Source organism: Bdellovibrio bacteriovorus (genome assembly GCF_001592745.1).
GTDB classification, from domain to species: Bacteria; Bdellovibrionota; Bdellovibrionia; order Bdellovibrionales; family Bdellovibrionaceae; genus Bdellovibrio; species Bdellovibrio bacteriovorus_B.
In genome coordinates this window covers 694667-721630 of the sequence record NZ_LUKD01000001.1, presented here as the reverse complement: position 1 = coordinate 721630, position 26964 = coordinate 694667, and the positions used below count along the sequence as shown (strand labels likewise).

Below are 26964 nucleotides of genomic sequence, written 5' to 3'. Positions count from 1 at the left end.
CTCTACGTCGACTCAGACTAAGGTCGGGCTTCGCCGCCACGTTGAGTCTGTTGAAAGCGCACTTGATTTTGTTTTGCCAGTGCTTTGTTGTAAGCATCCGCAAAAGTAGTGCGAGCAAACTCTTCGATAGAAGTAGCGGTCGTGTTGATTTTATTGCGCTGGAAAGTTCCTGCGATGGTTCCGTTCCCGAAGGCCTCTTCCATTTCTAGATAAACATCCGCCCAGTCTTCGCTTAATCCTGCGCCAATATAGTAATTGCGCATTTCTTGTGGTGGCACTTCGACATATTCGGCATCCGGGCGTCCCACTGCATTTCCCAGAATCTTAACGGCTTCGTTCATGGAGATATCTCTTTCTCCCAACAAATATTCGACATTGTGAGATTTGAAATCAGGATTCATTAATAAGAACGCTGCACGAGCGGCAATATCTCGGGTCGCGACCATAGGAATGGGAACATCCCCATTGATCGTGCCAAAGAAACGGTTCATTCCGATCAAGCTTGAGATGTTATTATTTAGATTTTCCATAAAGTAAGTGCAACGCAAGTGCATGATGTCGGCGTGGGTGATTTCACTCAAGCGCTCTTCTTGATCGTGCAATCCTAAGATGGGGCCTGTACCGCTTTCTAAATCCGCACCAACACTGCTTAAGTTGACGACCTTTTTGATGCCGGCTTCCTCGATGGCTTCGGCAATCACTTCGCCAAATTTATTTTGATAGAAACGCGACTCTTCGGCTTTGGGGTTCGGTGGAATCATTGTGAATATCGCAGAACAACCGAGCATGGCATCCATTAAGAAGCTCACATTATTTGCGTCGCCTTGGGCGAGTTCTGCACCTTGGAAGTTTTCTTTATTGGGAAAGTGTCGGGCCACGCAACGCACTTTTTGACCGTGAGCTAGTAAGTGGGTAACGATTTTAGAGCCAATATTACCCGTGGCTCCCATGACCAGAATCATAAAAAAACCTCCTTATTTGCTCCCATTTTACTTGGGGAAATAAGGAGGCTCTACTTACGAATTCTTCATCAGCTGTTAGGCTTGAGCCTCTGCCAAAAGTTGTTCGGCGTGGGCGACAGAAGTCTTAGAGATTTTCTCGCCACTGATAAGGCGAGCCAGTTCCTGCACACGATCTTTTGTCTTGAGTTCTGACACAAGCATCGCCACAGAACCTTTTTGCGGAGATTTCTGAATAAAGAAGTGAGCGTCACCAAAGGCAGCCACCTGCGGAAGGTGAGTGACACAGATCACTTGCTGTCCTTTAGCAATAGTCTTTAGTTTCTTTCCGACCTTTTCGGCTGTTTCACCGGAAACACCCGTATCTACTTCGTCGAAGAGATAAGTGCGAGGTTGATTTGTAGAGCCCACCACACGCTTCAAAGAAAGAAGGATACGGCTCAATTCGCCCCCAGAAGCAAACTTCGCCAAAGGACGTTTTACATCTTTTGCGGAAGTCTGACTCAAGAATTCCACGTCACTCATGCCCGAAGAAGAGAGCTCCATCTTTTCAACTTGCACGTGGAAGGTCACACCTTTCATATTTAAGTCTAAAAGCTCGGCATTCACGCTTTCTGAAAGCAAGTCTGCACCTTTCAAGCGACGCTTGTGAAGATCGGCTCCTAAAGTTTCTAGCTCCTTTAAGATCGCCGAAGCTTCTTTCTTTAAGGACTCCACTTTCGATTCAGAATTTTGCAGATTGGAAATTTCAATTTCCATGTCCATCAAGGCTTTTAAAATATCGTCTACCGTCGAGCCATATTTTTTCTGCAACTTGCGAAGATCGCTCAAGCGACCTTCCGCTTCTTCCAAACGCTGAGGATCGGCATCGATCTTTGAAGCATATTGACGAAGCTCGTAGACGGTTTCATCAATCAAAGCTTTTGCTTGCTCAAGATTTTCAAGTTTGGTAGCAATCTGCGGATCAACGCCCGCAAGTTCAAGGCCTTTTTTAAGAACGGCATTCAAACGGCTGATCGCCGAATCGTCATCGGTGTAAAGCGCCTCTTCGGCTTGATCGACGAAAGAACCAATGCGCGAAGAGTTTTTAAGTTTCTTTACTTCCACTTCAAGTTCAAGATCTTCACCCGGAGACAAATCCAAGTTCGCAATTTCATCGCGCTGATAAATTAAGAAGTCCAGACGCTGTGCTTTTTGTTTGGCATCGCTTTCTAGTTTTTTGATTTCTTCAAAGATGGCGTGATAGCGATTGTACTTTTCAGTGAACAAAAGACGCTTATCCCAAGTGCCCGCATACTGATCCAAAAGATCTAAGTGGTAAGCTTTAGACATCAAATTGCGGTTTTCATGTTGGCCGGTCATTTCGATCAAAGGTGCCGAGTGACCCGCTAACTCCACCAGGGGAGCCACGATGTCGCGCAAGCTGTTCAATGTACTCAGGCTGCCATTTAAATACACTTTCGATTTATCACCCGCACTTAAAACACGACGAACGATTAAAGTGTCTTCATCCACTTCAATACCCATGCTTTTTAAGTTATCGATAATGTCATAGCGTTTGCTGATATCGAAGGAACCTTCAATCGTCGCCTGAGAAGCTCCGGTGCGGATCGTGTCGCTAGAAGCTTTTCCACCCATCAAAAGGCTCAAGCTTTTAAGAAGAACGGATTTTCCGGCGCCAGTTTCACCGCTTAAAATGTTCAACCCTTCTTTGAAGGTGATGTGCAAGTTTTCGATAATGGCGAAATTAGAAACTTTCAGCTCTAGTAACATAATATCTCCTGCAAACTAGCTTTCTAGCTGCGATCTCCGAATTTAAGTTTTTCGCGAAGCAAGTGGAAGTAGTTGTGATTAGGCTCACGCACCATCATGTGATCGTAACAAGACTTTGTCACAATCACTTCGTCTTGAGGCGTGAGTTCCGTCATCTTTTGACCGTCCACGATGAAATGCGCTTTTTGAGTTTTCCCATCAAGCTTGAAAGACAGCTCTTTATTATCAGGGAAGATCAAAGGACGGGACGTTAAAGAGTGAGGCGCAACAGGCGTCATCACAAATACCGGGGACTCTGGATCAAGCAAAGGACCGCCCGCAGCGAGATTGTACGCTGTCGAGCCCGAAGGACTGGCGACGATGAAACCATCGGCCTTCACTTCGCTAACCAGGAATTTCTCTGAATAAATAGCCGTGTTGATCAATTGGCTCATCGAGCCTCTTTCAATCACGATGTCGTTGAGCGCATGGTGTTCTTCACGCACTTTACCGCGACGAAGAATTTTCGCAAAAAGCATAGAGCGGGGACGAAGAACCATTTTTCCCGCAAGAGTTTTATCGATGACATCAAAAACGGACTCCGCACTGTGGGCTGTCAGGAAGCCCAAAGACCCCATGTTAAAGCCCAAGATCGGCGTGCTGCGGCCTTCAAGCAGGCGTACGGCGCGAAGATAAGTTCCATCTCCGCCGAGAACGATGATCAGCTTAAGCTGGTCCAACTGTTTTTTAGTTTTTGCGGCTTTGGTTCCGGGAATGATTTTTTGATCAGGGCCTGTGTAAACATCAAAGCCCTTGTCTTTCAAATAATCAGAAACCTTCTTTGCTAAAGAGACGGCTTGGGCCGTCTCTAAGCGATAAACTAAAGCAATGCTGCTATTTTCTTCTAGAACTAATTTACTGTTTTTGCTCATCGAAACTTTTGCACTCACTAGATCAAACCATCACGTCTTAGAAGCGCATTTGGATCTGGCTCACGACCGCGGAATTTTTTGTAAAGTTCCATCGGATGTTCCGTTCCGCCCTTGCTAAGAACATTGTCTTTAAATTTCTGAGCCACTTCGGCGTTGAACAAACCTTTTTCTTTGAAGAATTCAAAGGCATCGGCATCCAACACTTCAGCCCATTTGTAAGAGTAATATCCCGCTGAGTATCCACCTGCAAAGATATGGCTGAAGCTGCAAGAGCTATTTGCACCATCGATCTTAGGGAACAGACGGGTTTCGGCCGTAGCCTTTTCTTCGAACGCATCGACGTCTTTGATTGTCGAAGGATCCGTTGAGTGCCAAGCCATATCCATCATACCGAATTGCAATTGACGGCAAGACGCATAACCCGCTTGGAATTTTTGCGACGCTTTTAATTTTTCAATCAAATCTGTTGGCATCGCCGCATTGGTTTCATAGTGACGAGCAAAAAGATCCAAACCTTCTTTTTCACCGACCCAGTTTTCCATGATTTGCGATGGAAGTTCTACGAAGTCCCAGTAAACATTGGTGCCGCTCAAAGATTGATAAGTCACTTCAGACAACATGCCATGCAAAGCGTGACCGAATTCATGGAACAATGTGCGCACTTCATCGTAAGTCAAAAGAGAAGGTTTTGTTGGCGTCGGCTTCGTAAAGTTACACACGATGCTGACGTGAGGACGTTTCATCTCGCCATTAAGCAAGCCCTGACCACGGAACTGAGTCATCCAAGCGCCGCCTTTTTTGGTCTCGCGCGGGAAGAAGTCTGTGTAGAAAAGACCCATGTACTTACCAGATTTATCTTCATAGATCTCGTAAGCTTTTACTTCTGGATGATAAACCGGGATGTCTTTGTTTTCTTTGAAAGTCAGGCCGTAAAGTTTCTTTGCGTGAGCAAAAACACCATCGACAACTTTTTCAAGTTGGAAGTAAGGACGAAGATCTTCTTCATTGAAAGCGTATTTATCTTCTTTCAATTTCTCGGAATAGTAACCGAAGTCCCAAGGCTGGATGTCAGAAACGCCGTCTAATTTCTTCGCATATTCTGTCACTTCCGCTAAATCTTTTTTACCGGCGTCTTTAGAAGCCTTCAAAAGCTTAGAAAGGAATTCAGTCACTGTTTGAGGATTCTTCGCCATACGCTCTGCCAATACGAAATCAGCATGAGTTTTGAAACCCAAAAGTTTAGCGCGTTGATCGCGAAGCTGTACGATCTTCAAAACTATTTCTTGGTTGTCGAAGTTTCCTTTGTAAGAACGAGAAGCGTAGGCTCTCCACATTTTTTCACGAAGCGCGCGATTTTTCGCGTACGTCATGAATGGCAGGTAAGACGGAATTGAAAGAGTGAAAAGCCATTTGCCTTTTTGGCCTTTGGCTTCCGCCATGGCCGCAGCTCCTTCAAGGATGCCCTCAGGGATGCCTTCGACGTCTTCTTTTTTATCCAAGAACATTTCAAAAGCGTTTGTCGCCTTCAAAACGTTTTCAGAAAACTTTGGTCCCAGAACAGAAAGTTCCTGATCGATATTGCGAAGAGTTTCTTTGTCTTTTTCAGAAAGCAAAGCGCCGTTGCGAGTGAAAGAAAGATATGTTTTTTCTAACAAGCGCGCTTGTTCTTTGTTCAAGTTCAAAGAATCGCGTTTATCGTAAACGGCTTTCACGCGTTTAAAGATTTCTTCATCCAAAGAAACATCAGACGCAAAGGCAGTGACCTTGGGGTAAATTTCTTTCGCTAACGCCTGCAAAGCCTCATCTGCGTGCGCCACTTCAAGGTTTGAGTAAATCCCTGTAATACGGTCCGGAAGCTCAGAAGCCGCTTCTAAAGCCACAATTGTATTTTCGAAGTCAGGTGCTGCCGGGTTGCTTTTCAGTTTAGCGATATTTTCTTTCGAAATTTTGATCGCTTCATCCAAAGCCGGAAGGTAATGCTCCACCTTGATTTGATCAAAGGGAACTGCTTGGTCTTTATGGGTAAAAGGTTGTAAAAGAGGATTGCTCATGATGTGCCTCCAAGAGAGTTAAAAGACTCTTCTTTTCTTTCACGAACCAGAGCAGAAATAAAGCAAAAATTGGGTGTAAAAAGGCGTCTAAAAATGGAAAGGGCCCTTGGTGGTTTTATCCGTCCAAGGGCCCATGATATTGCGGCGTATTATTCCGTAAAAACGGTCGAGGAGTGCCGCACTCGCTCTAGTAAGTACATACTCCAAGATTTGATCCGTAGATCACTTGGCGGCACGTCGCCCCTGCGCCGCAAGTGTTTCCCTGATCCAATAGGCAGCTCTGAGTTAATTTATTTCTGCAGGCGCTGGCACTATTACTTGCTCCCGGTACGTTTGAGATTTGTGGAATATTGATCGTCGTTTGTGGAGCTGCAGTCGTGTAGCCCCAAGTGTAACCCCACTGCCAGTAGTAAAGAGTGTTGTAGTAAGGGTTGATCAGATCATTATGAATACAACCTAAGCCGAAGCTTCCGTTGTAAGTTGCAGAATACCCTGCCGGGCAACCGCAGAAACCATATTGGTTAAAATAATTTGTGTAGTTGTACGCGTAGTTGAACATGCCCGGATAAGGAATAAATCCGTAGTACTGTGAATACACCGTATTGTTGCAATAGGCTTGTCCCGTTAAACAGCCTGTGTTCAACGGCGTTACTACTGTTGTAGTCCCCGCACCACCATCATCGCCCGGCTGGCAGGCTGCGAGGAACAGAGCAAAGACAAAATAAACCAACTTTTTCATAAGTGGCTCCTTAAATAGTTCTTTCAACAGTGACCTAAGGTTCAAGTTTGGTGCCTTATGAGAATTTCTCCAGCTGGGATATATTCGAATCCAGTCGCAAAATTTCCAATCCAGGTGCCCAAAATGGGCACCCAGCGCCCAAAGGTGCCTGCTTCTTTTTTGTACTGCTCCGCATGACAGAAAAGAAGCAGGCACTTTTAAAAAGCAGGTGCCTTTTAGTTTTAGGGTTGGCAGGGGAGGGGTCTTCTTTTACTCTTTTAGGTGAGCATCGAAAGGAGTCGATCATGAAAAACATCGGATGTGTTTTTGCTTTCTCTTGGGCCGTTATGTTGGCCGTACCTGCAGTTGCGGCGGTTCCTGCGCCAAAGGCAAAACCAGTTTCTAAAATTCTTCAAGGTCAAGGAGTGAGTTTCGGCGGAGTCGCCGGTACGGGGTTCACTTTGATAGATGTTCGTCGCACGGCGGATACAAAGAAAAAAGTAGAACGCATCGTGATGGATATCGGCGATTTGAATGGGGGTACGATCAAGGGACTTCCAGGTTATTATTTTGCCGAACTGAAAAAGAATCCTTCGCGCTTGGTGATTGATTTTTCACAGATGCCGAATGCGAACATCGATCAAACTCGTCTATCGGGATTGATGAAAAACTCAATGGCCGTAACAAAAACATCGATGAGTCTTGATCCAATCGACAGCTCTTTGAATCTGACTTTGGATCTCAAGAAAGATACAAAAGTGCGCGTGTATCAGGTAGCAGGCAATAAGACGACAAGCAAAGTCGTTATCGATCTGATTACGGAATAGACCGTGATGAAGTTCTGGCTCTTACCGCTTTTGCTTTTAACGAGCACGGCTCAAGCACGAGTGTTCAATATTCAAAAAGAGACTTTCGCTGCCTACTTCCTGGTTTCAGGGGGAGGCTCGGCTATCGGGACGGAAGGGTTGGATGGCGAAGCCAGCTCGAGTATCAACTACAGCGGGGGAGTGAATTACAACTACTCCGGTGAATTTGGTTTTCTTTATTCCGTTCGTTATCTCAACTTCCGCTTTGGTTTTGAAATTTTAAAACCTTCTGCGCTGGATTCGAACGCGAATAACGGAACTGCCGATTTGTATTCTGCCAACAGTCAGATTCTTGGGTATGTTCCAAAGGTGGGCGTCGAGGTTAATTTGCAAAGTACGGCGGCGTATCGCTCCTTTATCTCAGCAACGGCAGGCCTTGCCAACGTCACGATGAAAAATGCCTACACTTTAACAGCGGATGGTCAGACGGCCTTTCCTGGTGTGGCTGATCATACGGCCGAGTCCAAAGGTTCCGGAACTTCTTTGCAAGCCTCTTTGGGGTATGAAGGTAATTTGTCAGACACGACAACTATTCTTGTCGAGTTCGGCTATCGTCAGCTTAAAATTGATAACTTAAAATACTCGAAAGATGTCACGACGTTTTCTGGTGCGAAAAGCAGTGGAGACGCGGTTCTAAACACCGCTGGGGAGCAGCGCGAGTTGGATTTTTCCGGTGGATTTATCTCTTTGGGTTTTCGCTTTTACATGTAAGGAATCACCAGCATGAGTGCACTGTATCGTCTTCGTGGGCTTGAGTACTCTTATCTTTGGAATAAACAACAGGTTCCTGTTCTAAAAGGGATTGATCTTGAGCTGGAAAAAGGATGTTTCACTTGTATCGTCGGCCCCAGTGGGACTGGTAAGACGACATTGCTGAATCTTTTAGGCCTGATTGATACTCCTTCCAACGGTCACATTGAATTTGCGGGCGAAGACGTGACTCGCCTGGATGAAAGCGAAAAAGAACAAGTTCGTTTGCATAAAGTTGGGTTTATCTTTCAATCGTTTTATTTGATTCCTACGTTGACGGTCTTAGAAAACACATCTTATTTCCTTCCTTCGTTAGGTTACAATCACGCCGAAGCACAAAAGACGGCGATGGAGACATTGGATCTGTTAGGACTTGCGGACCACGCGAAGAAAAGACCCTTAGAGCTTTCCGGTGGACAACGTCAACGTGTGGCTATTGCACGGGCTATTGCGAAAAAACCGGTCGTTGTCTTGGCCGATGAACCTACCGCGAATCTGGATTCTGTGACCGCGGAAAAAACCATCAATGCCTTCAAAGAGCTGCAAAAAACAGAAAATACCAGCTTCATTTTTTCCACGCATGATTCGCATCTAGTGAGTTTTGCTAAGTCTGTTTATCCGATGAAAGATGGTCGCATCCAGGAGAGCCGCTAATGTTTGAGCTGATTAAAATTGCTTGGCGCAATCTTTTTAGAAATCCCCGCAGAACTTTAGCCAGTCTTTGCACGGTCGCTTTGGGGGCGGCGGGCCTTTTGATTTATCAAGGTTTTAATTCGGGTGTGATGAATCAATATCGTGAAAACGTTATTCACGGCTATTACGGCTATGGACAAGTGTTTCCGAAAAATTATTTCGGTAAAGTGCATGAAACTCCCTGGAAGGCCTGGTTTGAAAATCCAGAAGAGATTGAAAAACAAATCCGTTCTTCATCTGCGGTGACTCAAGTTTTCCCGCGCGTTTCTTTTTATTCTTTTATCGTGAAGGGGGGGATCACTCTGGGCGGTAAAGGCGAAGGTGTGATCCCCGAAAGAGAAAACGCGTTTTTCACTGACATGAATTTTATTTCTGGCGGAAATTTACAAAGTGTCGATGAAGTGATCTTGGGTAAGGGGTTGGCGGAAAGTTTAGACGCCAAAGTCGGTGACACGGTCACGCTTTTGACTCAAACCGTGAATAATCAGTTAAATGGTGCGGATCTCAAAGTTGCCGGCATCTTTTTTACCGGAAAAAAAGTGATCGACGATTCTTTTTACCGTGTGGATCTGAAACAAGCGCATCAGCTTTTAGATACAAATCGCATTGAGATGTTTTCTTTAGCAACAAAAGGGGTGGAGGCCTGGCCTCAGGTTGAAAAAGATATCCACGATGCAAACTCCAATGTTGAAGCCATTCCTTTTGAAATCTTAGACAAAAACTATTATCAGAACTCGGTTGATTTCTTAAATGCGCAGTTTGCTTTTATCCGTTCTATTATTCTGGTAATCGTCGCTATGGGTATTTTTAATGTGATTTCTGTCGGTCTTTTAGAAAGAGCTGGAGAAATGGGGGCCCTTCGTGCCAACGGTGAAAAGCGCTCGCGCCTTTTCCGTATTCTGTTGATCGAAAACAGTTTGTTAGGAATATTGGGTGGATTCTTAGGCATTTGTTTAGCGGTGCTAGTGGATAAAACTTTGTTGCGCGGAGGAATTCCCATGCCACCGGCACCGGGAATCACGCGTCAGTTTATCGTGTATTTAGATATTATGGCTCCGCACTATGTGCAGGCTCTGTTATTGCCGATGATTGCAACGGTGTTAGCAAGCCTTTATCCGACGGTGAAACTTCTGAAGAAGTCGATCCCGGAACTTCTGCGCTCGACTTAGAATTTTTAATAAAGATATGGCAGAAGTAAATCCCGCGATGATCTCGCGGGATTTTTTATTCTGAATTTTCTCTGATTTTTTCATTACGTCTTTCAAATGTGGGTACACAGTGTCCATGTCTTTGATATATGAGTCAGTGACATCCTGACTCTTGCTTATTGTGTCCAGTCTCTGTACAACGGTGCCAAAGTGACGTTTTTGGTCATCTTCTAGAGTGCCAATTCTATTTTAGCGCTCATGATCCGGAAGAACCTTAGGTATAAGAATTGCTTTTGTGTTCCACCGAGGACTAAATTTTATGAGAGTATCCGTTCTGGTAAATTCCAAAGCCGGGTCTGTGAATGCAGATCTGATTGAAGCGAAAGTACGCGAAGCATTGTTTCGCTGTGACCTTCGTTTCAGCCGTCCGCAGACGCTGACGGAGATGGCGGATTTCCTTAATGACGAGATGACTCATAAAACCAACGCCATCATTATTTGTGGCGGTGATGGCACTATCAATGTCGCGCTTCAGTGTTTAATGAAGTATGAAGACTTAAGTAAAATTCCACCGATCACGATTGTACGCTCCGGTACGGCTAACGATTTGGCGCATGAAATCGGCGTTTCTCATCGCATTGATCGCGCTGTTCGCAATATCTTTGAAGGTGTTGTTAAGAATATTGATGTTATCGAAGTCAGCTCACCGGAACAAAAAGCTTACATGTTAACGAACGGAGGCTTAGGACTCCCGGCTGTGGCAGCAGAGCTTGCAAATAAATTTAGAAATCACCTTCGCACTCTTTCGACGTGTCCGAAATCAGCGAAAGCCTTCCGTTATCTTGCAGAGAAAAGTTATTACGCTGTGAAAAAGATGGGACCTGGAGTTTATTCAATGATGACCGCCGAAGCGATTCGCACTTGGAATCCTGACGGTTGGGGACTAGAAATTGAAATCCCGGGCAAGGTGAACGTCGAGACAAATTCTCCAATTGTTTTAGTCAGCAATCAACAAAGCATCGGTGCAAGCTTTTTACCGGCTCCTTATACATCCAATACCGATGGAACTGTGAATTTGCTTTTATCTGAAACAACAACCGCTCAGCAACATGCCATGGCGGCTTTAAGAATCCGTAAAGGTAATTTAGAAAAATTTAATGCTTTTAAGTCTTTCGAACTCAGAGAGTTCAGACTAAAGAGCCAGAACCCCCGCCGTTCTTTGACTTTCTTTGGGGATGGCGAGATTCTTCTTAAGGACGTGCAGGAAATTTCAATCCGCTGCTTGCATCGCGGACTTCCTATCATGGTCCGACAATAATGATATTTCTGGAGGCTCCGTGAGCAGACCTCGTATCCTCGTCACCGGGGGCACTGGCTTTCTCGGAAAATTGGTCGTTCCACTTCTTCGTGAAAAATTCGAAGTGGACGTCTTGTCTCGTTCGGGCCAGACAGAAGTCCAGGGGGACCTGACTCACTGGAACGCGGATCTTAACTTCGAAAGTCTTCGTTCGAAAAAATATTCCATTATTGTGCACATGGCAGGGCTTTACGACCTGAAGGGATCTTATGTTGATTGTTTTCAACATAATATTTCGGCGATGGGTATTGCACTTAAAGTCGCTGAAGCTTTAGAAATTCCGTACTTCATCAATACGAGCACAGTGGCTGCGGCCATCAATTCGACGCTTTCGACGGTGAAGCCTTACGATCTTAATTTTTCAAAAGCCTTCCCTGATGCTTATTCAGATTCGAAAGCGTTGGGCGAGCAGGTTTTACACAACTGGCCGGTGAAGAATATAAAATCACGTATCAACCTGCGTTTGGGTGTTCTTGTCGGTGATACTCAGAAAGGTCGCATCGAGCGTATCGACGGACCTTATCATGCTCCAGAATCTTTTAAAAAAATCCGTCCCTTGATTGAATCACTTCCGACGGCGTTGCCATTGCCAGGAAATGAGTCGGTGAAAATGCCAATCGTTCCGGTAGATAAAGCTGCGGAAGCTATTGTGAAATTCTGCGAATGGGCCTTAACCGAAAAGCCAGAAGGTTATAAGAGCTTTCACGTCACGCCAACATATGGCTTAACAGCGAAAGAGCTTTATACGGCCACTTTAAAGCGTTTAGCAATCCCCAATAAGGGCATTAGTCTTGTCAGCAAAGTGCCAAAACCTTTGATGATGAAGGTTTCAAGTTTGGTGGCGCGTTTTCCTGAAGAAGAACTTTTCTATCTTATGAATTTTCCAACTTACGACACCGAAGCGACTCGCAAAGTTTTAGGTCCTTCTTGGTGTCCTGAGTTTAAAGAGTATGAACAAGCATTTTGGAGCGGGTATGAAGCATTCGTATCGAATCGCCGAAATTAGTTTCGGCCGACCGCACTGGGATGCGGCTTATGAATTTGAATTCAATGGCAGTCACTTTGAGGTTCAGCGCTTCAGTGTGAATTTCTCTGTGGATGGTGTGCGCCGTCTGATTGAAACGCTTCGTAATCAAGTGGATGCCTTTGCTTTAACCAGTCTGCCTCCGGTGATCAAGCTTGAGCAAAAAAGCTATGTTCATCGCCAGTATTTAGAAATCATGGGGATTCCTTCGCCGGTACCTTTGTGCGACGGGACGGGACTTCGTGAAATTGCGAACATCAATTCCTTAGTTAAAAATATTGAGTCCGGGAAGATTCAACCTGAAGGCGGCATCTTTTTTCCATCTGCGGTCTTCTGTGCCGAATTGGAAGAGTACATCCGTCATCGCTATCGCAAGTCCGTTTATATTGGTGATGCTTATTCTCTTTTAGGTGTGCCTTGGTTGATTCAACCTTTTCCGGGTTTGATGACACTTTCAAAGCTGGTTTTGAATGTCGCAAACTTCAAGGATCTTCGTAACAATACTCCTTTGGCAGAAACGAAGTTGCAAAAAATGAGTCGCTCTTCTTTAGCGGCGCAAGTTGAAAATGTTCAGTACGTTTTCTGCGATCTTCCATTTTTACTGCTGTTTGATTCGGCAGCGACAGAGTTTGTACGCGGAAAAGATCTGGTCATCTGGTCTTCGCATCCTTTGATGGAAGCTGAAGTGAAGAAGTACAATCCTCGCAGCATTATTAATCTGTTTCCAGAAAATTACCGCGTTCATCCTTACATGAACTATTCGGTTTTGGATGCGACTTTGCGATTGGTGCACAACCGCACTGCGCCTTTAAGTATTGAAGAGTGGGAACAATTGATGACGGAAGATACAGAAATCCGTCAAGTGGCGCGCAAGTATGTCATGACTCGCAATACATCCACCCAAGCCAAGATCTCTAAAGGCATCAACGTCGTTAAGAATAAAATTTTAAGTGAAAAAGAACCGGACTTCGCGTTTGTCATTCATGCTCTTTCTCATAGTGACTTTATGCGTGTGCCGGGACTTTCGGCTTTGAAGTACATGCCGAAAGAGTGGAATGATTCATTTGATAAAATGGCATCGAAGGTTCCACCTTTCGTTCATGGTCACGTGAAACATGTTATCAGCGAAGAATCGGGTAAAGAGATCAATGGTATTATTTATGCTTTGCCGGCGACTCCGAAAGTTTTGAAGAATACGGATCCCGAAGTCGTGTACCGCAAGATCGAAGGCATCTGTTACGATGCCGCCAATCGCGGTGCAAAAATGATCGGCCTTGGCGCTTACACGAAGATCGTGGGCGATCAAGGTATCACCATCAATCAGAACAGTCCCATTCCCGTAACGACGGGAAATAGTTTAAGTGCTTCAGCAACGCTGTGGGCATTAAATGACGTCGTTAAGAAAATGCGTCTTTTGAATCAAGATCCGCAAACAGGCATGGTTGACGGCATGGCGATGGTGATTGGTGCCACGGGTTCTATTGGGCAAGTTTCTGCAAAACTTCTTTCATTGGTATTTAAGAAATTGTGCCTGGTTGCGCCACGTATGAATCGTCTGCAAGAACTGAAAGAGACGATTCAGAAAATGGCTCCAGATTGTGAAATCACAATTGCTACAGATGCCAACGAGCTTGCTCCACAGGCGGATGTTCTTGTGACGGCGACTTCCGCGTTTGATCACAAAATCGTGGACGTCATGTTGCTAAAACCGGGCGCGGTGGTTTGTGATTGTTCTCGCCCTTTGGATTTTGACATTGAAGACGCGAAGAAAAGACCGGATGTTTTAATCATCGAATCGGGCGAAGTGATTTTGCCGGGCCCGGTGGAAATTGATTTTGATATGGGACTTCCAGGTAAAGCGGTTTATGCGTGCTTAGCGGAAACGGCGTTGCTGACTTTGGAAGGACAATTCGAGGCTTTTACTATGGGCCGCGATATTGAGTGGAATAAAGTTAAGCAGATCTATAGAATGGCCCGTCGCCACGGAGTTCAATTGGCGGCGATTCAAGGTCATACAGGAATTATCACGGATAAGGAAATTGAGCTCACACGACAACTGGCTCTTTCAAAAAGAAATAAATAGGAGATGTCATGAAGACACTTTTAGCCTTGTGCACCTTTGTATTTGCAGTTTATGCGGTAGCGGAAGAAAATCCCGCAGAGTGGGTAAAAAAGGCCGATAATATTCGCAATCCCGCAGAGTCCTATGAAATGAAAATCCGTGTAGAGACTCCGGAAAACAATTCTGTATTCCAAGTTTTTTTGCAGGGGCAAGATAAGACCTTGATCGTTACTAAGGAACCGGCTCGGGACAAGGGTCGCAATATGTTGATGTTGGATCGGGACTTCCACGCTTATGTTCCTAACTTGAAGCGCTCGATGCGCTTGTCCTTAGCGCAAAAACTTTCAGGCCAAGTTTCTAATGGCGATATCTCGCGCACGCGCTGGTACGGCGATTACGATGTGACGAAAGAAGCCGACAACGGTAAAGAAGTGCAGCTTCTTCTTAAAGGTAACAAAGACAATCTGACTTATGCGTGGATTCGTCTTTGGTTGAAAAAAGGGAACTTCGAACCATTACGTGCGGAATATCTGGGATTGAACGGAAAAACCGTTCTGAAAAGAGCCTTTTTTGAAGACTACAAAAGTATCGCCGGCGCGACTCGCCCGACGACTTTGAAAATCGAAGATACAAATAAACAAGTCAGCTTCGTGCGCATTCTTGCCATGGGTAAAAAGACTTTCGGTGAATCCTTTTTTACCGTTCGTAACATGGAAAGCATGAAGTAGTGAGATTTGGCCTTCTTCTGATCCTTCTTTTAAATTCAGCCGTCGCGATGGCGGACCTCACGGTCGCGCCTCGCTATGAGTATATTCAAGGCACGGAAGAAGAGTTAGCCAACCGCCTGATCGTCAAAGGGAAGCTGAACTCGACGGTCGGGCCTTTTGGAATTTTCGTCGAAGGCTTTGGCGAATTTGAAGGAAATGAAGATCAGGCTTTCGTGCGCAGATCACCTTCCCATGGGTATCTGCAAGAAGCTTACTTTGAATTCAACCTCGATTCTTTTTATGTGCGGGTAGGACGTCAGGCTTTGCGTTGGAGCGAAAGTTGGACTGTTCCCTCCTTGGATGTGTGGACGGGACGCCGATGGAACCGCTTGTTCTTTGATCCCTTGGCCGACCAGCTCACTCATTCCACCGGAGTTGTTTTTTCGTATGCGCGGGAAACTTACTCTTTGGAGTTTGTGGGTGTGGGGGAGCTTGCTGAGTCTTATTATCCTGTACCTATTCCTCAACCCGATGTCGAAGAGAACACCAGCTTCGGTGGGCGCGTGAAGTGGAACTGGGGGAACTTTGCATTTTCGGCTTTAACGGCGCAAGTCCTTACCACCGATCACTATGGCGTCACGGGAAACTATGCGTTTGAAAACGCTGTTCCGAAATTTGAATTGGGATACGTTCACGATCGTAAGGCGTTGGAAAATCAACAAGACCGAAAGTTTGCGACATTGGGTTGTGATATCTTTTGGGGGAACTGGATCTTGCTGACTCAAGTCAGTCGATATGAAACTTTAGTGACGAACGGCTTAGCCTACGAAACCTCTTATTATCTGACGGGACAGTGGAACCCGAACCGTCACGATGTGCAGCTTCAAGCATTCTATAATCCGGATGCGGAAAGCAATTTTGGAAGTTTTAGTTACGGTTACAATATTACGGATTATTTTACGGTGTCAGGCTTTGTGCAGAATTATGCGGGCGTCAGTGGTCTATATAAGATTTATGAAGAGATCACCGGTGGCACCGTGGTTGGTTTACGTTTAGAATTAAGTGGCAATTTAGCGTTTTAAGGAGCTTTCATGGCAAAAGAATATTTCTCTGATTTGAATTACACCTTGTCCAATGAAGACACGCGTATTGAATATGATCTTCTGCCAAATGCAGTGGAAAGAGTGTTCAGTATCGCCGGCTCTGGGGCTCGCTGTTTGCCTTTGATGGCGAAAAATCCGAAGTATTTGGATGTGATCGACATGTCGGTCAGTCAGCTTTATCTTTGTGAATTGCGTTTACAAGCCATGAAGACATTAACATATGAAGAGTATCTTTTCTTTATGGGATATCGTGGAGCTTTGCAGGCGGGGAGTGATAAAGGCGACGATCGTGAAGCCCTTTATAAAAAGCTGACCTTGTCAGAGGACGCAAAAAAATATTGGAACGAACGTGTGTCGGGCTGGAAGCCCAGAGGTTTCATCTTGCTGGGACGTTGGGAGTCGCACTTCCAAAAACTGGGATATCTTTTTCGCGAAGTATTGCAATGCGATTTCAGCAAAGTTTTTGCGGCGCAAAGCTTGGAAGAACAAATCGAGCTTTATGAAAAACATTGGCCGAAAATCCGTTGGAATAGTTTTATCAAAGTCGCTGCCAGCGAGTATGTTTTCAATAAGTTCTTATACAAGGGACATTTCAGCGGGAAGTCCGAGCATAGAACAGAGCAGCGCGCGCCTTCTCAATTTATTATGGAAGAGTTCGATCGTATTTTCAGGACTCAGTTGGTTCGTAAAAACTACTTCATGCAAATTCTGTTTTTAGGCCGAATTGCTTATGAGGAAGGTTTGCCGTTAGAAGCACACTTTGAAACCGTAGAGACTGTCAAAAAGTCCAGTACACAAGTCCGTTATCTTCACGGGAATCTTTTGGAAGAGCTTCCTAAGCATGCTTATGATTTTATCTCTTTGTCAGACACGATTTCTTATCTGTCAGAGCTTGACGCCAATCAGATTTTACAAAAGCTTTCACCTGAGACTCGAAGCCAAAGTCAGATGGTCATTCGCTCGTTTATGAGAGCGCCGACAGCCATTGATACGAAAAATTGGGAGCCATTGTCTGATCGTAATCTTTGGGCCCAAAGCAAAGACGGCACTGGGGTCTATCAGTTTCATATTTTCCGTAAAAAATAGTGTTTCATTCCGAGATCGTTTCAGTTTGAAACTTAAAGCTTCCCCTCGTTTTTACCGATAAATGAGGGGTCGATGAAAAATTGGAACGTCAGTAAGATCAACATTTTGAGCCTCTTTCTTTTGGTGGCGGGCTGTACGGATACGAATCCAACGGTCTCTATCTTACGTTCTATTGATGGCTTCAATTTCACCAACAATCATGTGATCACTGCGAGCATGAATTCCGTGGCTTTGCAGGCAGAGTGCTCCGCTTTTGTAGGCCAAGTGCAAATGAGTTTTGATGGTGGTACGACGTGGTTAAATCCTGCGGATTACCAAGCGACGGCGAAGAACTCCTGCGAAAACGGAAAATTCGAAATCACCCTTTCTGACGCAAAAGCTCCTTGGAGTTCGATGACTTTCGCGAATGGGGATACCGTGTCGGTGAAGTTCCGCGCCCAACCACGCGTGGGTGATTTCATCTATCGCACCGTCAATGTGAAATACGTTCCGTCTTCGCCTATGTCTCACGAGATTTTAGCTGGATCACAGGTGCAAACCGGAACGGGCTTGCATTTACGTGGTCGTGTGCGCGCGCAAGATCAGCATGTGGCTTCAGGCGGGGGATATAAGATTCGCGGAAGGATCACTCAATGAAGTCGATCTTAGCGCTTCTTCTTTCTTTAAGTGTTCAAGCCGTGGCGGCAACCGGCCCGGGGCCGATGTTGACGTATGAAGGTATTTTGACGGATGCAACGGACACTCCCATCACGACAGCACAAACAGTGACCTTTGAAATTTTGCAAAGTGGATCTTGTGTTTTATATCGTGAAACGCAAACGGTGACTCCCGGTTCTGTGGGGCAGTTCAGCGTGATCGTGGGAACGGGAAATAGGTCCGACTCAACGTCGAATACTTTAGAGCGTGTTTTTGCGCAAAGTGGAACGGTGAACTGCGAAGGTTCATCATCTGTAGCTGCCGGCAACTCCTCATCTCGTTCTTTGCGTATTACCGTCGGAGCGACAGTTTTAACTCCTGATGTGACAATCACTTCTGTTCCTTACGCGATTCAAGCACAGCGTTTGGGAGATAAGCAGGCGTCTGATTTTGTGAATGTCAACGCGACAACGACTCAAGCGAATGTGGATAGCCTTTTTGCTCGTTATACAACTCTGGATTCTATTCTAAATATTTTCCCGACCACGGCACCGGCAAACGGAAGCATCTTGATAGGAAATGGTTCGGTTTATCAGCCCGGGGTTTTGACTGCGGGAACAGGTATCAATATCACAAGCGGAGCGGGTTCAATTACGATCTCTGCAACAGGCGGTGGAGGCACGGGAACGGTCACGAACGTGGCTGCAACCGCTCCCTTGAGTGTGACGACTCCGACGACGACTCCGCAGATCTCCATTGCTCAGGCCAGTGGAACCGAAAGTGGTTACCTGAGTATGGGTGATTGGAATACGTTTAATAATAAACTTTCAGGGACCCTGCCTGCCGGAAATATATTTGTAGGTGATGGCAGTAATAAGGCGATGGCGGTGCCATTAAGTGGTGACGCCTCATTGGCAACAAACGGTATTTTAACTTTGAGCTCAGTGGGAACTGCCGGAACTTATTCCAAGGTGACAGTCGACGGAAAAGGGCGCGTGACTTCAGGTGGAAGTTTAACTGCGACGGACATTCCGGGTCTTCCGTGGTCCCAAATCACCGGCGGGACGCCGACATCTTTAGCTGGCTACGGTATCACCGATGCAGTGAGAAACGCGGGCAGCACTCCGAGTATTCAATCGGGTACAGATACAGGAAAACCAACCGCGGGAACGGCGGGTCGCCTTTACGTGACGACGGACACGCAAAAAATTTATCGTGATAGTGGTTCCAGCTGGGAGCTTTTAAGCTCTGGCATATCTACCGGCGCCACGGGGACTGCCGGCGGGGATTTATCGGGCACTTATCCGAACCCGACAGTGGTGAAGCTGCAAGGACGTGATATCGCAGCAACAACGCCTAGTAACGGACAGTTTTTAAAATACAATGGAACAAACTGGTCACCGGTGATGATGAGTTTTGCCGATGTGACTGGAACTTTGCCTGTCACTCAAGGGGGAACAGGCGCTGCTTCGTTACCTGCAAATAGACTTTTGATCGCTAACGGATCGGGATCCGCAATCAATGGTTTTAGTTGTACAGTTGGCCAACTAGTTTCGTTTGATGCGACCGGCATGGCGACGTGTGCGAATATTGGAAATACAGGAGCTATTGTTAAGGATGGAAACTCTTTTGCTTCTGCGGTTACGCTTGGAACTAATGACAGCTATCCGCTGAATTTGGAAACTGCGGGTGGCACGAAGGTAACAATTACTCCTTCTGGGCTTGTCGGAATAGGTAGAACTGACCCGCAAACAACGCTGGATGTACTTGATGAAGGTGCCTCTTCTATCATCTCTTCTACGACGGTATCTAACACGGCCACTCATTACTCTGCATTCTACGGATATACTGCACGTGGGACTCGCGCAGTCCCTCTGCATCCGTTGGCAAACGAGGGCATCAGTGTATTCTATGGTCGTAATGCTATTGATCCAGTTGGGTACGCGGGTGTGAGAATTTACGCGACAGAAAATCATTCTGCTTCTGCGCAAGGGATGGGGCTTGATTTAGTAGTGAATCCTAATGGAGGAACGACTCCTATTTATGGATTGCGTGTTGCAAATGACGGTAAAGTCGGAATAGGCGCAGGGGCTCCGGCTTATAAACTCCATGTAACCGATGATTCCGCAATCACGCCTCTAGCTGTTGTAGGAACTGCATCGAATACGGCTGGTACTGGCGTGAGACTCTGGTCGCAGAGTGCGGGAGGAGGCTGGAGCGTCTATCAAGTTGGCAGTGCAGGCGGGACGTATGGTTCGCCCGGGGCTTTATCGTTCAGGCATGACGGAATTTCGGGAGGACCTGTACTTTCTATGAATCCAGACGGTGGAGTGGTGATCAATCATGTCGGCGCGACGTCAAACAAGCTCTACGTCAACGGTGCCGCGGGAGGCACGTCCGCTTGGACGTCGACATCAGACCGTCGTTTCAAAAAGAATATTAGTATTTTAAATGGGGCCCTCACCAAGGTTCTTCAACTCCGTGGTGTTTCCTATAACTGGGATAAAGAAGCTTTCCCTGACAGGAATTTTTCGGACGCGCGAGACATTGGCGTGATTGCCCAAGAAGTTGAATCCGTTTATCCAGAGGCTGTGAACACGGACATTGATGGATACAAATCGGTTGCGTACTCCAAACTCGTCGCACCACTGATCGAAAGCACTCACGAACTTTACGGCATGTGCAAAGCGCAGGAATCACAGATCGTGGCACTCGAGCGTAAGATCGCATCTTTAGAAGAAGCCAAAGTCGTAAACGAAGAGCGCATGCAGAACTTAGAAAAAGAAAATGCGGCTCTGAAAAAAGATCTCGAATTGATCAAACAGAAGTTAGGCCTCTAATTTCCGTCTCAGTCGTAGACGGAGTCATCTCATCTTCAAACAGCATCATCATTTTATCTCCATGATTTTTCCTTATTTGTTAAACTTATAGATATAGGAAAAACCAAGAGGTACGTGTAATGGGAAAATCACTGATAGTAATGGCATTGCTATTATCCTTTTCGGCCGAGGCGGGCTGGCTTAAAAAAGACATCCGCTATGAGCGTGGGCACCTTAAAAAAATTAAATGCTCCTTTTCGGGCGTTAATAGAGCACCGGCTTCGAAGCCCCTTGAAAATGTAACCTTTGAAGATCCAGCAAACACCGTGTGTACTCCGCTTTCTCAAAGTGCGGGGACGACACCCGAAAGTGGATTATTGGGAAAGCTGATTCTAAGAACTCCAGAGATGGGTCAAAAGATTTCAGGGGTGATGGACTATTACAACAAAGGTTTAAAGCTCGATGCCAAGCTTTACTTTGCTGACGTGAATGTTCCTACGTCGCCATTTACGGCGGGTTTTAAAAACGTGAATGGTGAATTCTTGGTGGATGCTCAAGGCAATAAGCTGATTGAGAACTTTGCTATCGAATACACTTCTGTCCTCAAACTTTCTGACAAAGATAAAGAAGGTCACTACGAAATTGCAACGTTGTCTGACGACGGTTCTCGTGTGTTTGTGAAAGAGAATAATCAGTGGAATGAAATCATCAACAACGATGGAGACCATTCGACACGCATGGGTTGCGCTTTCCGCACGGTGGAAATGAAGAAAGAAACAGAGCTCCCTATTAAGATCCTTTATTACCAAGGGCCTCGCTATCACATCGCCAACGTGATGATCTGGAAGCATCATAAAAAAGCACATACTTGGAAGAAACAGAACAGCAATCCATTGTGTGGTGTGGCGTCGAACAAGTACTTCTACAATCCTGATAACGGTAAGAAATTGTTGCCGGTGAAATTCTTAGAGCAATTGGGTTGGTCTACAATTGCGGCGGCAAATTACAAAATGCCTGCGCAAACAACGAACCCATGTCCCCCTGAAGAACCGCAAGTGGACTTAGCATTGTCTGATTTCGTCGTTGTCTCTGCGGCGGCTCCAACGGCGGTTTTAACTTGGAAGACCAATGTTCCTGCAAACAGCCAGTTGAGAATTCTGAACGTGTATACAGGTGAAGAGATTTATACTCCGGTGGATGCGAACTTAGTGACGGATCACACAGTGAACTTAGATGGGCTTGTTCACGGTATCTACTACTTAGCACAAGCGATCTCGATCGATAAAGACGGTCGCAAGGTCATCAGCTCGCAAATCGTTTTATTGCCGTAATTTATAAGCTTTTCACTCGAGAAAGTGTCTAGTCTCTAGACACTTTCTTTTTGGCTTTGAAGATCTTTCATCGCGGTGGCGGACTTTGTCACCGGTTCTTTAGATGTTCCCAAACATATGATAGTTAATGCCTCACTTTTTAGATCACGAAGTGAGGTCGTATGAATTTCAAATTTATTCTTGGAGCTTTCCTGTGCCTTTCAGGAATCGCTACCCCAAAAGCACACGCCTACTTTATTGCCTCTGAGCCTGCTACCATTCGTGCGGGCGTACCGACAGACGTGTTCGTAGCTGGTTTCGGTGCAGACCAAGGCAATCAGTTTCTGAAGACCGCTATATTGGCAGCTAAAGTCTCACGAGATCGCTTTCCAGAGCGTCAACGTGTCATCATCAGCCCGGTGAATGAATACTTCGAAGCCGAGCGTTCTATGCTTGCTAATGCGGGCTTCGGCTTCCGTAAGTCTGATAAAGATGAGCTTGTTAAGAGCCGTCTCATTTTGGCTATGAGGTACTTAAATGCGCCGATCAGCTCTCTGCAATTCTTCGGACACGCGAACACGTACAATGGGTTCCGCCTGCAAGATAAGCGCGATCGTATCAATCACGAAGACGAAGAGTTCGCGCAAATCGGCAGTCTTTTAGCTCCGAACGCGATTGTGGTATTCAACTCTTGCAACTCGGGCTGGTTGTTGGCACCAACGGGTGCGAAATTGTGGCGTCGTCCTGTGTTTGGAAGTATGACGTCTTCAGACTTTCATGAACCGATGAGTGATGGTCAGTGGTACGAGCACAACCCTGGTTCTTTCCCAGAAAACCTTTCTCGTATAGGTCAAACAACGAGTGTGATCCGCGAAAGTCTTGATTGCGGAACTCGTAAGTGCCTTCGTCTTCGTCCTGTGAATACGGCTTATTACGATGATTTTGGAAGATTCAGCAAAGGTTTGGGTTTTTATAAGGTGTTTTCACCGGTGGAAAGCTTGATCCCTCAAGCATTGATTCACTATACATTGCTAAGCCCGTCCGTGACGCCACTTTCAAAACAGTCTTCTCGCCAAGAGATGATTAACGCGGTTGTCGACTGGATGTGCCCGGTGGATAAGAGTAGCAAAAAACGCAATGCATGCCGTGAAGCGATTGAAGCCAAAGCTTACGAGTCTAACCGCACAATGAATTTCTTCAGCGGAACGCCGGTGGCTTGTGGTAATACGACTTGCGCGACAATCGTGAAATGTAACGTGCTTAAAGCTGTTGTCGGCGCGGTTCCTTGTAAGACCGTTGATTTGGATGACACGAAGTCCACAGTGTTCAGCGATCAAATGAGACAGATCATGAAAGGTCTGGATCTTTTCGAAGCGGGACAGCTGAAGTTGTAATTCGCATTTAAAAAGGTGAAGAAAAAAGCGCAGTTTGAACTGCGCTTTTTTTTTTGGAATGAATGTTAAATCTGAATCGCTCTGAGCTTGGAAAACATTGAACGACCGTATAGTTGAATCGGGAACTAGCATGACGTTCACGCTTACTTCCACCGTGGAAGTAAAAGTATCAGCTTGGGGTAATAACAAAAAGAACTATCCCGCCGTCAGCCAAAATTCTAACGGCGTTGTCAGAAGACTGACCAAAAAAGCCAGCGATGCAAGAACCACAACTGTTGCGACCTTTTTCTCATTCGCCATATACACGAAGTAAGCGAGCAGATTCAGGCTTAAACTTGCGATCAATCCAAAAAGCAGTACTTGCTGGGTCATATGATAGGCTGAAAAGATCGTAAGTGCCTGCATGAAAAGTAAAATCCAAACGATTTTTTTAAATGCAAACTTCTGAGTCAGATAATTCAAGTTCAAAACGGCAAGCCAGATAAACAGGTTCAATAAGAAAACAAAGATGTTCGTGAAGACATGAGCAGAATGTTGAACCGAAGCCCGCAGAAAAAGTGCAATGCCGATCACAACGGCAATCCAAACAAATATATGAACGGGGTGTCTTTTAGGAAGCATAGAAAAAGGCTATCACAGGGTCGAAACGGTGTCTTGATTTCGCAACCCAATGACGTAACCCATCAAAGAAAGAAGGGCCATCAGTACACCTAATTGGGGAACCCAGTGATGTTGAATTAGGAATGCGCCAAGGGGAGGACAGATCACATGGGCGAACGACTGCAGAGAACTGGAAAACCCCAAGGCCATGCCTTCATCTGAGTTGTGCAAAGACTTTGTCAGCCGACTGGTGATTGTCGGACGTATCAAAGAATTCCCAATTCCGAAAAGTCCGCAGGCAAAAAAGAAAAAATAGACATTGTGAAAGAAGCCTACACCCAAATATCCCAGGATGGTTAAAAGGAATCCCGACAAAGTCAGATTGTGATTGCCAAAAGTTTTTTCTAAACGAGGAAGAAGTAGCCCTTGAACAACAATCCCGATCACTCCCAGAACTCCAAAAAGATAGCCGATCTCAGAAGGCCCATAGCGACGTCCCTCTGAAGTGAAGAACCGGCTTTCCATAATCAGACCCAAACCGGATACAAGAAAAGCAAACGAACAGAAGAAAAGCAGGAATTGTAAATAGCACTGGCGCGTGCCGGTTGTTTTCCAGAAACTGCGCAAAGTTTCTTTGATTGATTTCCTGGCGACAGTCGCCGGCATTTTGTTCGGAAGCAATGTCGCACATAAAAGAAAACTCAAACAAGCGAGCGAAAAACTCACGTAGATAGGAACTGTCCAGTCAATTTTGGCAAAAATTCCTGTTAAAGCCGGGCCGATCGTAAGACCCAATCCTACGATAGCGCCGAACAATCCAAAAGCGCGGGTGCGCTCCTCTTCCCGAGTGGAGTCAGCGATCATAGCTTGCACTAAAGATAAATTGCCAGCGCCCACTCCCGAGAGAATGCGTGCCATAAACACCATCGTCACACTGCTGGAGGAAGCTAAAAGAAAGAATCCCGCTGCCAAAAACACCTGACTCAGCAGCAAGAGTTTCTTACGGCCATAACGGTCTGAAAGCCTGCCAAGAACGGGACTAAAAAGAATTTGCATGACAGCATAGGCGGCGGTGATAAGACCGGTCTCGAAGACAGAGGCCCCCATCTTCATCGCAAAGAATGGCAGAAGGGGAATGATCATCATCATTCCCAGAATATCTACAAAGACGACAAGAAACAGAGGGACAAGAGTCACAGGTCTCCCTATGAGTAAAGTTCCTCGATCTTATCCTTGAATTTTTGATCTAAGACTTTACGTTTTACTTTTAAAGACGGCGTTAATTCACCACCCTCGATAGTAAACTCGTTGGGAAGAACTGCATACTTTTTTATGGCCTCATAGCTAGCCAATTGTGAATTGGCATCGGCCACGGCCTTACGTGCAATTTCTTGTACAAAAGGGGAGGCGACCAAAGAATTCCAGTCGGTATAACTGATGTTCTTTTCTTTCGCCAAATTCTCAACCGAAGGTCGATCCAAAGTTAATAGCGCTACGATATACTTCTTTTGATCTCCGTGAACATGTACGTGAGCAACGTAAGGAGACAATTTCAAAAGACCATCCAGTTTCTGAGGAGCCACGTATTTACCGCCCGCAGTCTTGATCAAATCTTTTTTGCGATCCGTGATCTTAAGATCACCACCTGGAAGAATTTCACCAATGTCGCCCGTGTGGAACCAACCGTCCGTAAAGACCTCTTTCGTGGCTTCCGGATTGTTGTAGTACTCTTTCATGACCTTATCACTTTTCACTAAAATCTCGCCGTCTTCAGCGATCTTCAGCTTCACTTCGCCAATTGGACGACCTACAGAACCAAAGCGATAGTTAAAAGGAGTATTCACGGTGATAGCGGCCGTCGTTTCTGTTAAGCCATAGCCTTCTAAAACCAGGATTCCAGCAGAATGAAAGAACAGAGCGATGTCTTTGGAAATCGGAGCTCCACCACTGATCGCAAAGCGCAAGCGGCCCCCGAAGGCGTCTGTGATTTTTCCTAAAACCAGCTTGCGGGCCAGCTCGTACTTAACTAATAAGTCCAAGGGAAGAATCTGACCGCTCAGTTTGTGCTCGCCAACTTGACGACCAATTTCTAGGGCCCACGAGAACACTTTCATTTTCAAGGGTTGCGTTTGAACTTGCGCCCAAATTGCCGCATAGATTTTTTCAAAGATACGCGGTACTGAAACCAAAATCGTAGGACGGATTTCCGTTAAATTCCCGCGAATCTTTTCTAAGCTTTCGGCAAAGGCCATCGTGAAACCAATATACAGATGACCCCAGTGTTCAATGCGACCTAAGATGTGGGCGTAAGGAAGAAAGCTCAAAGAAATATCTTTTTCATTCGCGCCACAGTAAGGGAAAGCCTCTGAAACTTCGCTAAACGCTTGAAGGTGAGTCAGGATCACGCCTTTAGGTCGCCCGGTGGTTCCTGAAGTGTAAAGAATGGTTGCGGTGTCTTCTGGTTTAATTGTTTCGCACAGACGACGATAACTATCCGCATGTTTCTTCAAATGACTTTCACCCATTTGATGCACGCGATTCCATGTAATGGCATCGGGATTCGGGCAGGTGTTTTCAAACACAATCAGTTTTTCAACCTTGGGACAATTGTGTTTCACGGATTCGAAAGTTTTTAAAGGCCCGCGACTTTCGCAAACCAAAACTTTAGCTCCGCAATTATTAAGAATGTATTCCACATCTTCGGCGGTATTATTTTGATAGATAGGAACGGTGATAGCTTTGATGCCAAAGATCGCTAAATCCATGACGGACCATTCATAACGGGTGTTCGCCATAATAGCTACGCGATCACCTTCTTTAATTCCCAAGGAAAGTAAAGCGGCACCGACATTTTCAATATCGCGATAGTATTCGGCCCAGGTTTTAGACTGCCAAGTGTTGTTAGTTTTAAATTTCACGGCCACGTGCGCAGGGTTTCTGTTGCGCATGGAAAGAATAGAATGGCCCAAAGTGGTTGGCTTCGTCATGATGAAAACT

General features: G+C 45.7%; 22 protein-coding genes. 14 read left to right on the top strand and 8 right to left on the bottom strand.

The genetic code is table 11. The features are described 5' to 3' along the window. Positions 1-17 precede the first annotated feature (17 nt). The 5 genes from AZI87_RS03405 to AZI87_RS03385 form a co-directional block, all read right to left on the bottom strand. Entirely contained in the window at positions 18-962 is a 945-nt protein-coding gene (locus tag AZI87_RS03405) for an NmrA family NAD(P)-binding protein (protein ID WP_063205012.1), read from the bottom strand. Between the two features lie 75 nt (positions 963-1037). Then, positions 1038-2732, bottom strand: coding sequence for a DNA repair protein RecN (gene recN / locus AZI87_RS03400; protein ID WP_063205011.1), 1695 nt, complete (start codon positions 2730-2732; stop codon positions 1038-1040). 23 nt (positions 2733-2755) lie between these two features. Continuing rightward, entirely contained in the window at positions 2756-3643 is an 888-nt protein-coding gene (locus AZI87_RS03395; protein ID WP_063205010.1) for an NAD(+)/NADH kinase, read from the bottom strand. Between the two features lie 17 nt (positions 3644-3660). Further along, positions 3661-5694: a M3 family metallopeptidase gene (locus tag AZI87_RS03390; RefSeq protein WP_063205009.1), complete on the bottom strand. Its 2034-nt coding sequence runs from the start codon at positions 5692-5694 to the stop codon at positions 3661-3663. A 187-nt stretch (positions 5695-5881) separates the two neighbouring features. Further along, positions 5882-6433 (bottom strand): hypothetical protein, encoded by a 552-nt coding sequence (locus tag AZI87_RS03385; protein ID WP_063205008.1) that lies wholly within the window; start codon positions 6431-6433, stop codon positions 5882-5884. A 284-nt stretch (positions 6434-6717) separates the two neighbouring features. Between AZI87_RS03385 and AZI87_RS03380 the strand changes: the two genes are divergently transcribed. From AZI87_RS03380 to AZI87_RS03315, 14 genes are all read left to right on the top strand, one after another. Beyond that, positions 6718-7239, top strand: coding sequence for a hypothetical protein (locus AZI87_RS03380; RefSeq protein WP_253696398.1), 522 nt, complete (start codon positions 6718-6720; stop codon positions 7237-7239). 6 nt (positions 7240-7245) lie between these two features. Continuing rightward, positions 7246-7989 carry a hypothetical protein gene (locus tag AZI87_RS03375; RefSeq protein WP_063205007.1) on the top strand — a complete coding sequence of 248 codons (744 nt, stop codon included), beginning with the start codon at positions 7246-7248 and terminating at the stop codon, positions 7987-7989. 12 nt (positions 7990-8001) lie between these two features. Further along, positions 8002-8682 carry an ABC transporter ATP-binding protein gene (locus AZI87_RS03370; protein ID WP_063205006.1) on the top strand — a complete coding sequence of 227 codons (681 nt, stop codon included), beginning with the start codon at positions 8002-8004 and terminating at the stop codon, positions 8680-8682. Beyond that, positions 8682-9890: an ABC transporter permease gene (locus AZI87_RS03365; RefSeq protein ID WP_063205005.1), complete on the top strand. Its 1209-nt coding sequence runs from the start codon at positions 8682-8684 to the stop codon at positions 9888-9890. Before AZI87_RS03370 ends, AZI87_RS03365 begins: the two co-directional genes overlap by 1 nt. A gap of 298 nt (positions 9891-10188) precedes the next feature. Continuing rightward, on the top strand, positions 10189-11187 hold the full coding sequence (locus AZI87_RS03360; protein WP_063205004.1) for a diacylglycerol/lipid kinase family protein: 999 nt from the start codon (positions 10189-10191) through the stop codon (positions 11185-11187). 19 nt (positions 11188-11206) lie between these two features. Further along, positions 11207-12232, top strand: a complete 1026-nt coding sequence (locus AZI87_RS03355) for an SDR family oxidoreductase (protein WP_063205003.1) — start codon at positions 11207-11209, stop codon at positions 12230-12232. After that, positions 12201-14333: a dehydrogenase gene (locus AZI87_RS03350; protein WP_063205002.1), complete on the top strand. Its 2133-nt coding sequence runs from the start codon at positions 12201-12203 to the stop codon at positions 14331-14333. Before AZI87_RS03355 ends, AZI87_RS03350 begins: the two co-directional genes overlap by 32 nt. 8 nt (positions 14334-14341) lie before the next feature. After that, complete coding sequence (locus tag AZI87_RS03345; protein ID WP_063205001.1) at positions 14342-15040, top strand: outer membrane lipoprotein-sorting protein; 699 nt, start codon at positions 14342-14344, stop codon at positions 15038-15040. Further along, on the top strand, positions 15040-16101 hold the full coding sequence (locus AZI87_RS03340; RefSeq protein ID WP_063205000.1) for a hypothetical protein: 1062 nt from the start codon (positions 15040-15042) through the stop codon (positions 16099-16101). The genes AZI87_RS03345 and AZI87_RS03340 overlap by 1 nt, the downstream gene beginning before the upstream one ends. A 9-nt stretch (positions 16102-16110) precedes the next feature. Beyond that, positions 16111-17208, top strand: coding sequence for a DUF3419 family protein (locus tag AZI87_RS03335; RefSeq protein WP_063204999.1), 1098 nt, complete (start codon positions 16111-16113; stop codon positions 17206-17208). Positions 17209-17280: 72 nt separating this feature from the next. Next, on the top strand, positions 17281-17844 hold the full coding sequence (locus tag AZI87_RS03330) for a hypothetical protein (RefSeq protein WP_253696396.1): 564 nt from the start codon (positions 17281-17283) through the stop codon (positions 17842-17844). Beyond that, positions 17841-20684, top strand: a complete 2844-nt coding sequence (locus AZI87_RS03325; RefSeq protein ID WP_063204998.1) for a tail fiber domain-containing protein — start codon at positions 17841-17843, stop codon at positions 20682-20684. The genes AZI87_RS03330 and AZI87_RS03325 overlap by 4 nt, the downstream gene beginning before the upstream one ends. Before the next feature lie 140 nt (positions 20685-20824). After that, a complete protein-coding gene (locus AZI87_RS03320) occupies positions 20825-21994 on the top strand; it encodes a hypothetical protein (protein ID WP_253696394.1) in 1170 nt (389 codons plus the stop codon). 161 nt (positions 21995-22155) lie between these two features. Then, positions 22156-23367, top strand: a complete 1212-nt coding sequence (locus AZI87_RS03315; protein WP_063204996.1) for a hypothetical protein — start codon at positions 22156-22158, stop codon at positions 23365-23367. A gap of 195 nt (positions 23368-23562) precedes the next feature. Here the strand turns inward: AZI87_RS03315 and AZI87_RS03310 are convergent, their stop codons facing one another. The 3 genes from AZI87_RS03310 to AZI87_RS03300 are packed head-to-tail and all read right to left on the bottom strand — an operon-like array spanning position 23563 to position 26954. Continuing rightward, complete coding sequence (locus AZI87_RS03310) at positions 23563-23988, bottom strand: hypothetical protein (protein ID WP_063204995.1); 426 nt, start codon at positions 23986-23988, stop codon at positions 23563-23565. Between the two features lie 12 nt (positions 23989-24000). Further along, on the bottom strand, positions 24001-25164 hold the full coding sequence (locus tag AZI87_RS03305) for an MFS transporter (RefSeq protein ID WP_063204994.1): 1164 nt from the start codon (positions 25162-25164) through the stop codon (positions 24001-24003). 8 nt (positions 25165-25172) lie between these two features. Beyond that, positions 25173-26954, bottom strand: coding sequence for an AMP-dependent synthetase/ligase (locus AZI87_RS03300; RefSeq protein ID WP_063204993.1), 1782 nt, complete (start codon positions 26952-26954; stop codon positions 25173-25175). Positions 26955-26964: the final 10 nt, after the last annotated feature.

Excerpts from the sequence above, each read along its gene's own strand:
- AZI87_RS03405 (WP_063205012.1), bottom strand. The coding sequence starts at position 962 with ATGATTCTGGTCATGGGAGCCACGGGTAATATTGGCTCTAAAATCGTT.
- recN (WP_063205011.1), bottom strand. The coding sequence starts at position 2,732 with ATGTTACTAGAGCTGAAAGTTTCTAATTTCGCCATTATCGAAAACTTG.
- AZI87_RS03395 (WP_063205010.1), bottom strand. The coding sequence starts at position 3,643 with ATGAGCAAAAACAGTAAATTAGTTCTAGAAGAAAATAGCAGCATTGCT.
- AZI87_RS03390 (WP_063205009.1), bottom strand. The coding sequence starts at position 5,694 with ATGAGCAATCCTCTTTTACAACCTTTTACCCATAAAGACCAAGCAGTT.
- AZI87_RS03385 (WP_063205008.1), bottom strand. The coding sequence starts at position 6,433 with ATGAAAAAGTTGGTTTATTTTGTCTTTGCTCTGTTCCTCGCAGCCTGC.
- AZI87_RS03380 (WP_253696398.1), top strand. The coding sequence starts at position 6,718 with ATGAAAAACATCGGATGTGTTTTTGCTTTCTCTTGGGCCGTTATGTTG.
- AZI87_RS03375 (WP_063205007.1), top strand. The coding sequence starts at position 7,246 with ATGAAGTTCTGGCTCTTACCGCTTTTGCTTTTAACGAGCACGGCTCAA.
- AZI87_RS03370 (WP_063205006.1), top strand. The coding sequence starts at position 8,002 with ATGAGTGCACTGTATCGTCTTCGTGGGCTTGAGTACTCTTATCTTTGG.
- AZI87_RS03365 (WP_063205005.1), top strand. The coding sequence starts at position 8,682 with ATGTTTGAGCTGATTAAAATTGCTTGGCGCAATCTTTTTAGAAATCCC.
- AZI87_RS03360 (WP_063205004.1), top strand. The coding sequence starts at position 10,189 with ATGAGAGTATCCGTTCTGGTAAATTCCAAAGCCGGGTCTGTGAATGCA.
- AZI87_RS03350 (WP_063205002.1), top strand. The coding sequence starts at position 12,201 with ATGAAGCATTCGTATCGAATCGCCGAAATTAGTTTCGGCCGACCGCAC.
- AZI87_RS03345 (WP_063205001.1), top strand. The coding sequence starts at position 14,342 with ATGAAGACACTTTTAGCCTTGTGCACCTTTGTATTTGCAGTTTATGCG.
- AZI87_RS03335 (WP_063204999.1), top strand. The coding sequence starts at position 16,111 with ATGGCAAAAGAATATTTCTCTGATTTGAATTACACCTTGTCCAATGAA.
- AZI87_RS03330 (WP_253696396.1), top strand. The coding sequence starts at position 17,281 with ATGAAAAATTGGAACGTCAGTAAGATCAACATTTTGAGCCTCTTTCTT.
- AZI87_RS03325 (WP_063204998.1), top strand. The coding sequence starts at position 17,841 with ATGAAGTCGATCTTAGCGCTTCTTCTTTCTTTAAGTGTTCAAGCCGTG.
- AZI87_RS03320 (WP_253696394.1), top strand. The coding sequence starts at position 20,825 with ATGGCATTGCTATTATCCTTTTCGGCCGAGGCGGGCTGGCTTAAAAAA.
- AZI87_RS03315 (WP_063204996.1), top strand. The coding sequence starts at position 22,156 with ATGAATTTCAAATTTATTCTTGGAGCTTTCCTGTGCCTTTCAGGAATC.
- AZI87_RS03310 (WP_063204995.1), bottom strand. The coding sequence starts at position 23,988 with ATGCTTCCTAAAAGACACCCCGTTCATATATTTGTTTGGATTGCCGTT.
- AZI87_RS03300 (WP_063204993.1), bottom strand. The coding sequence starts at position 26,954 with ATGACGAAGCCAACCACTTTGGGCCATTCTATTCTTTCCATGCGCAAC.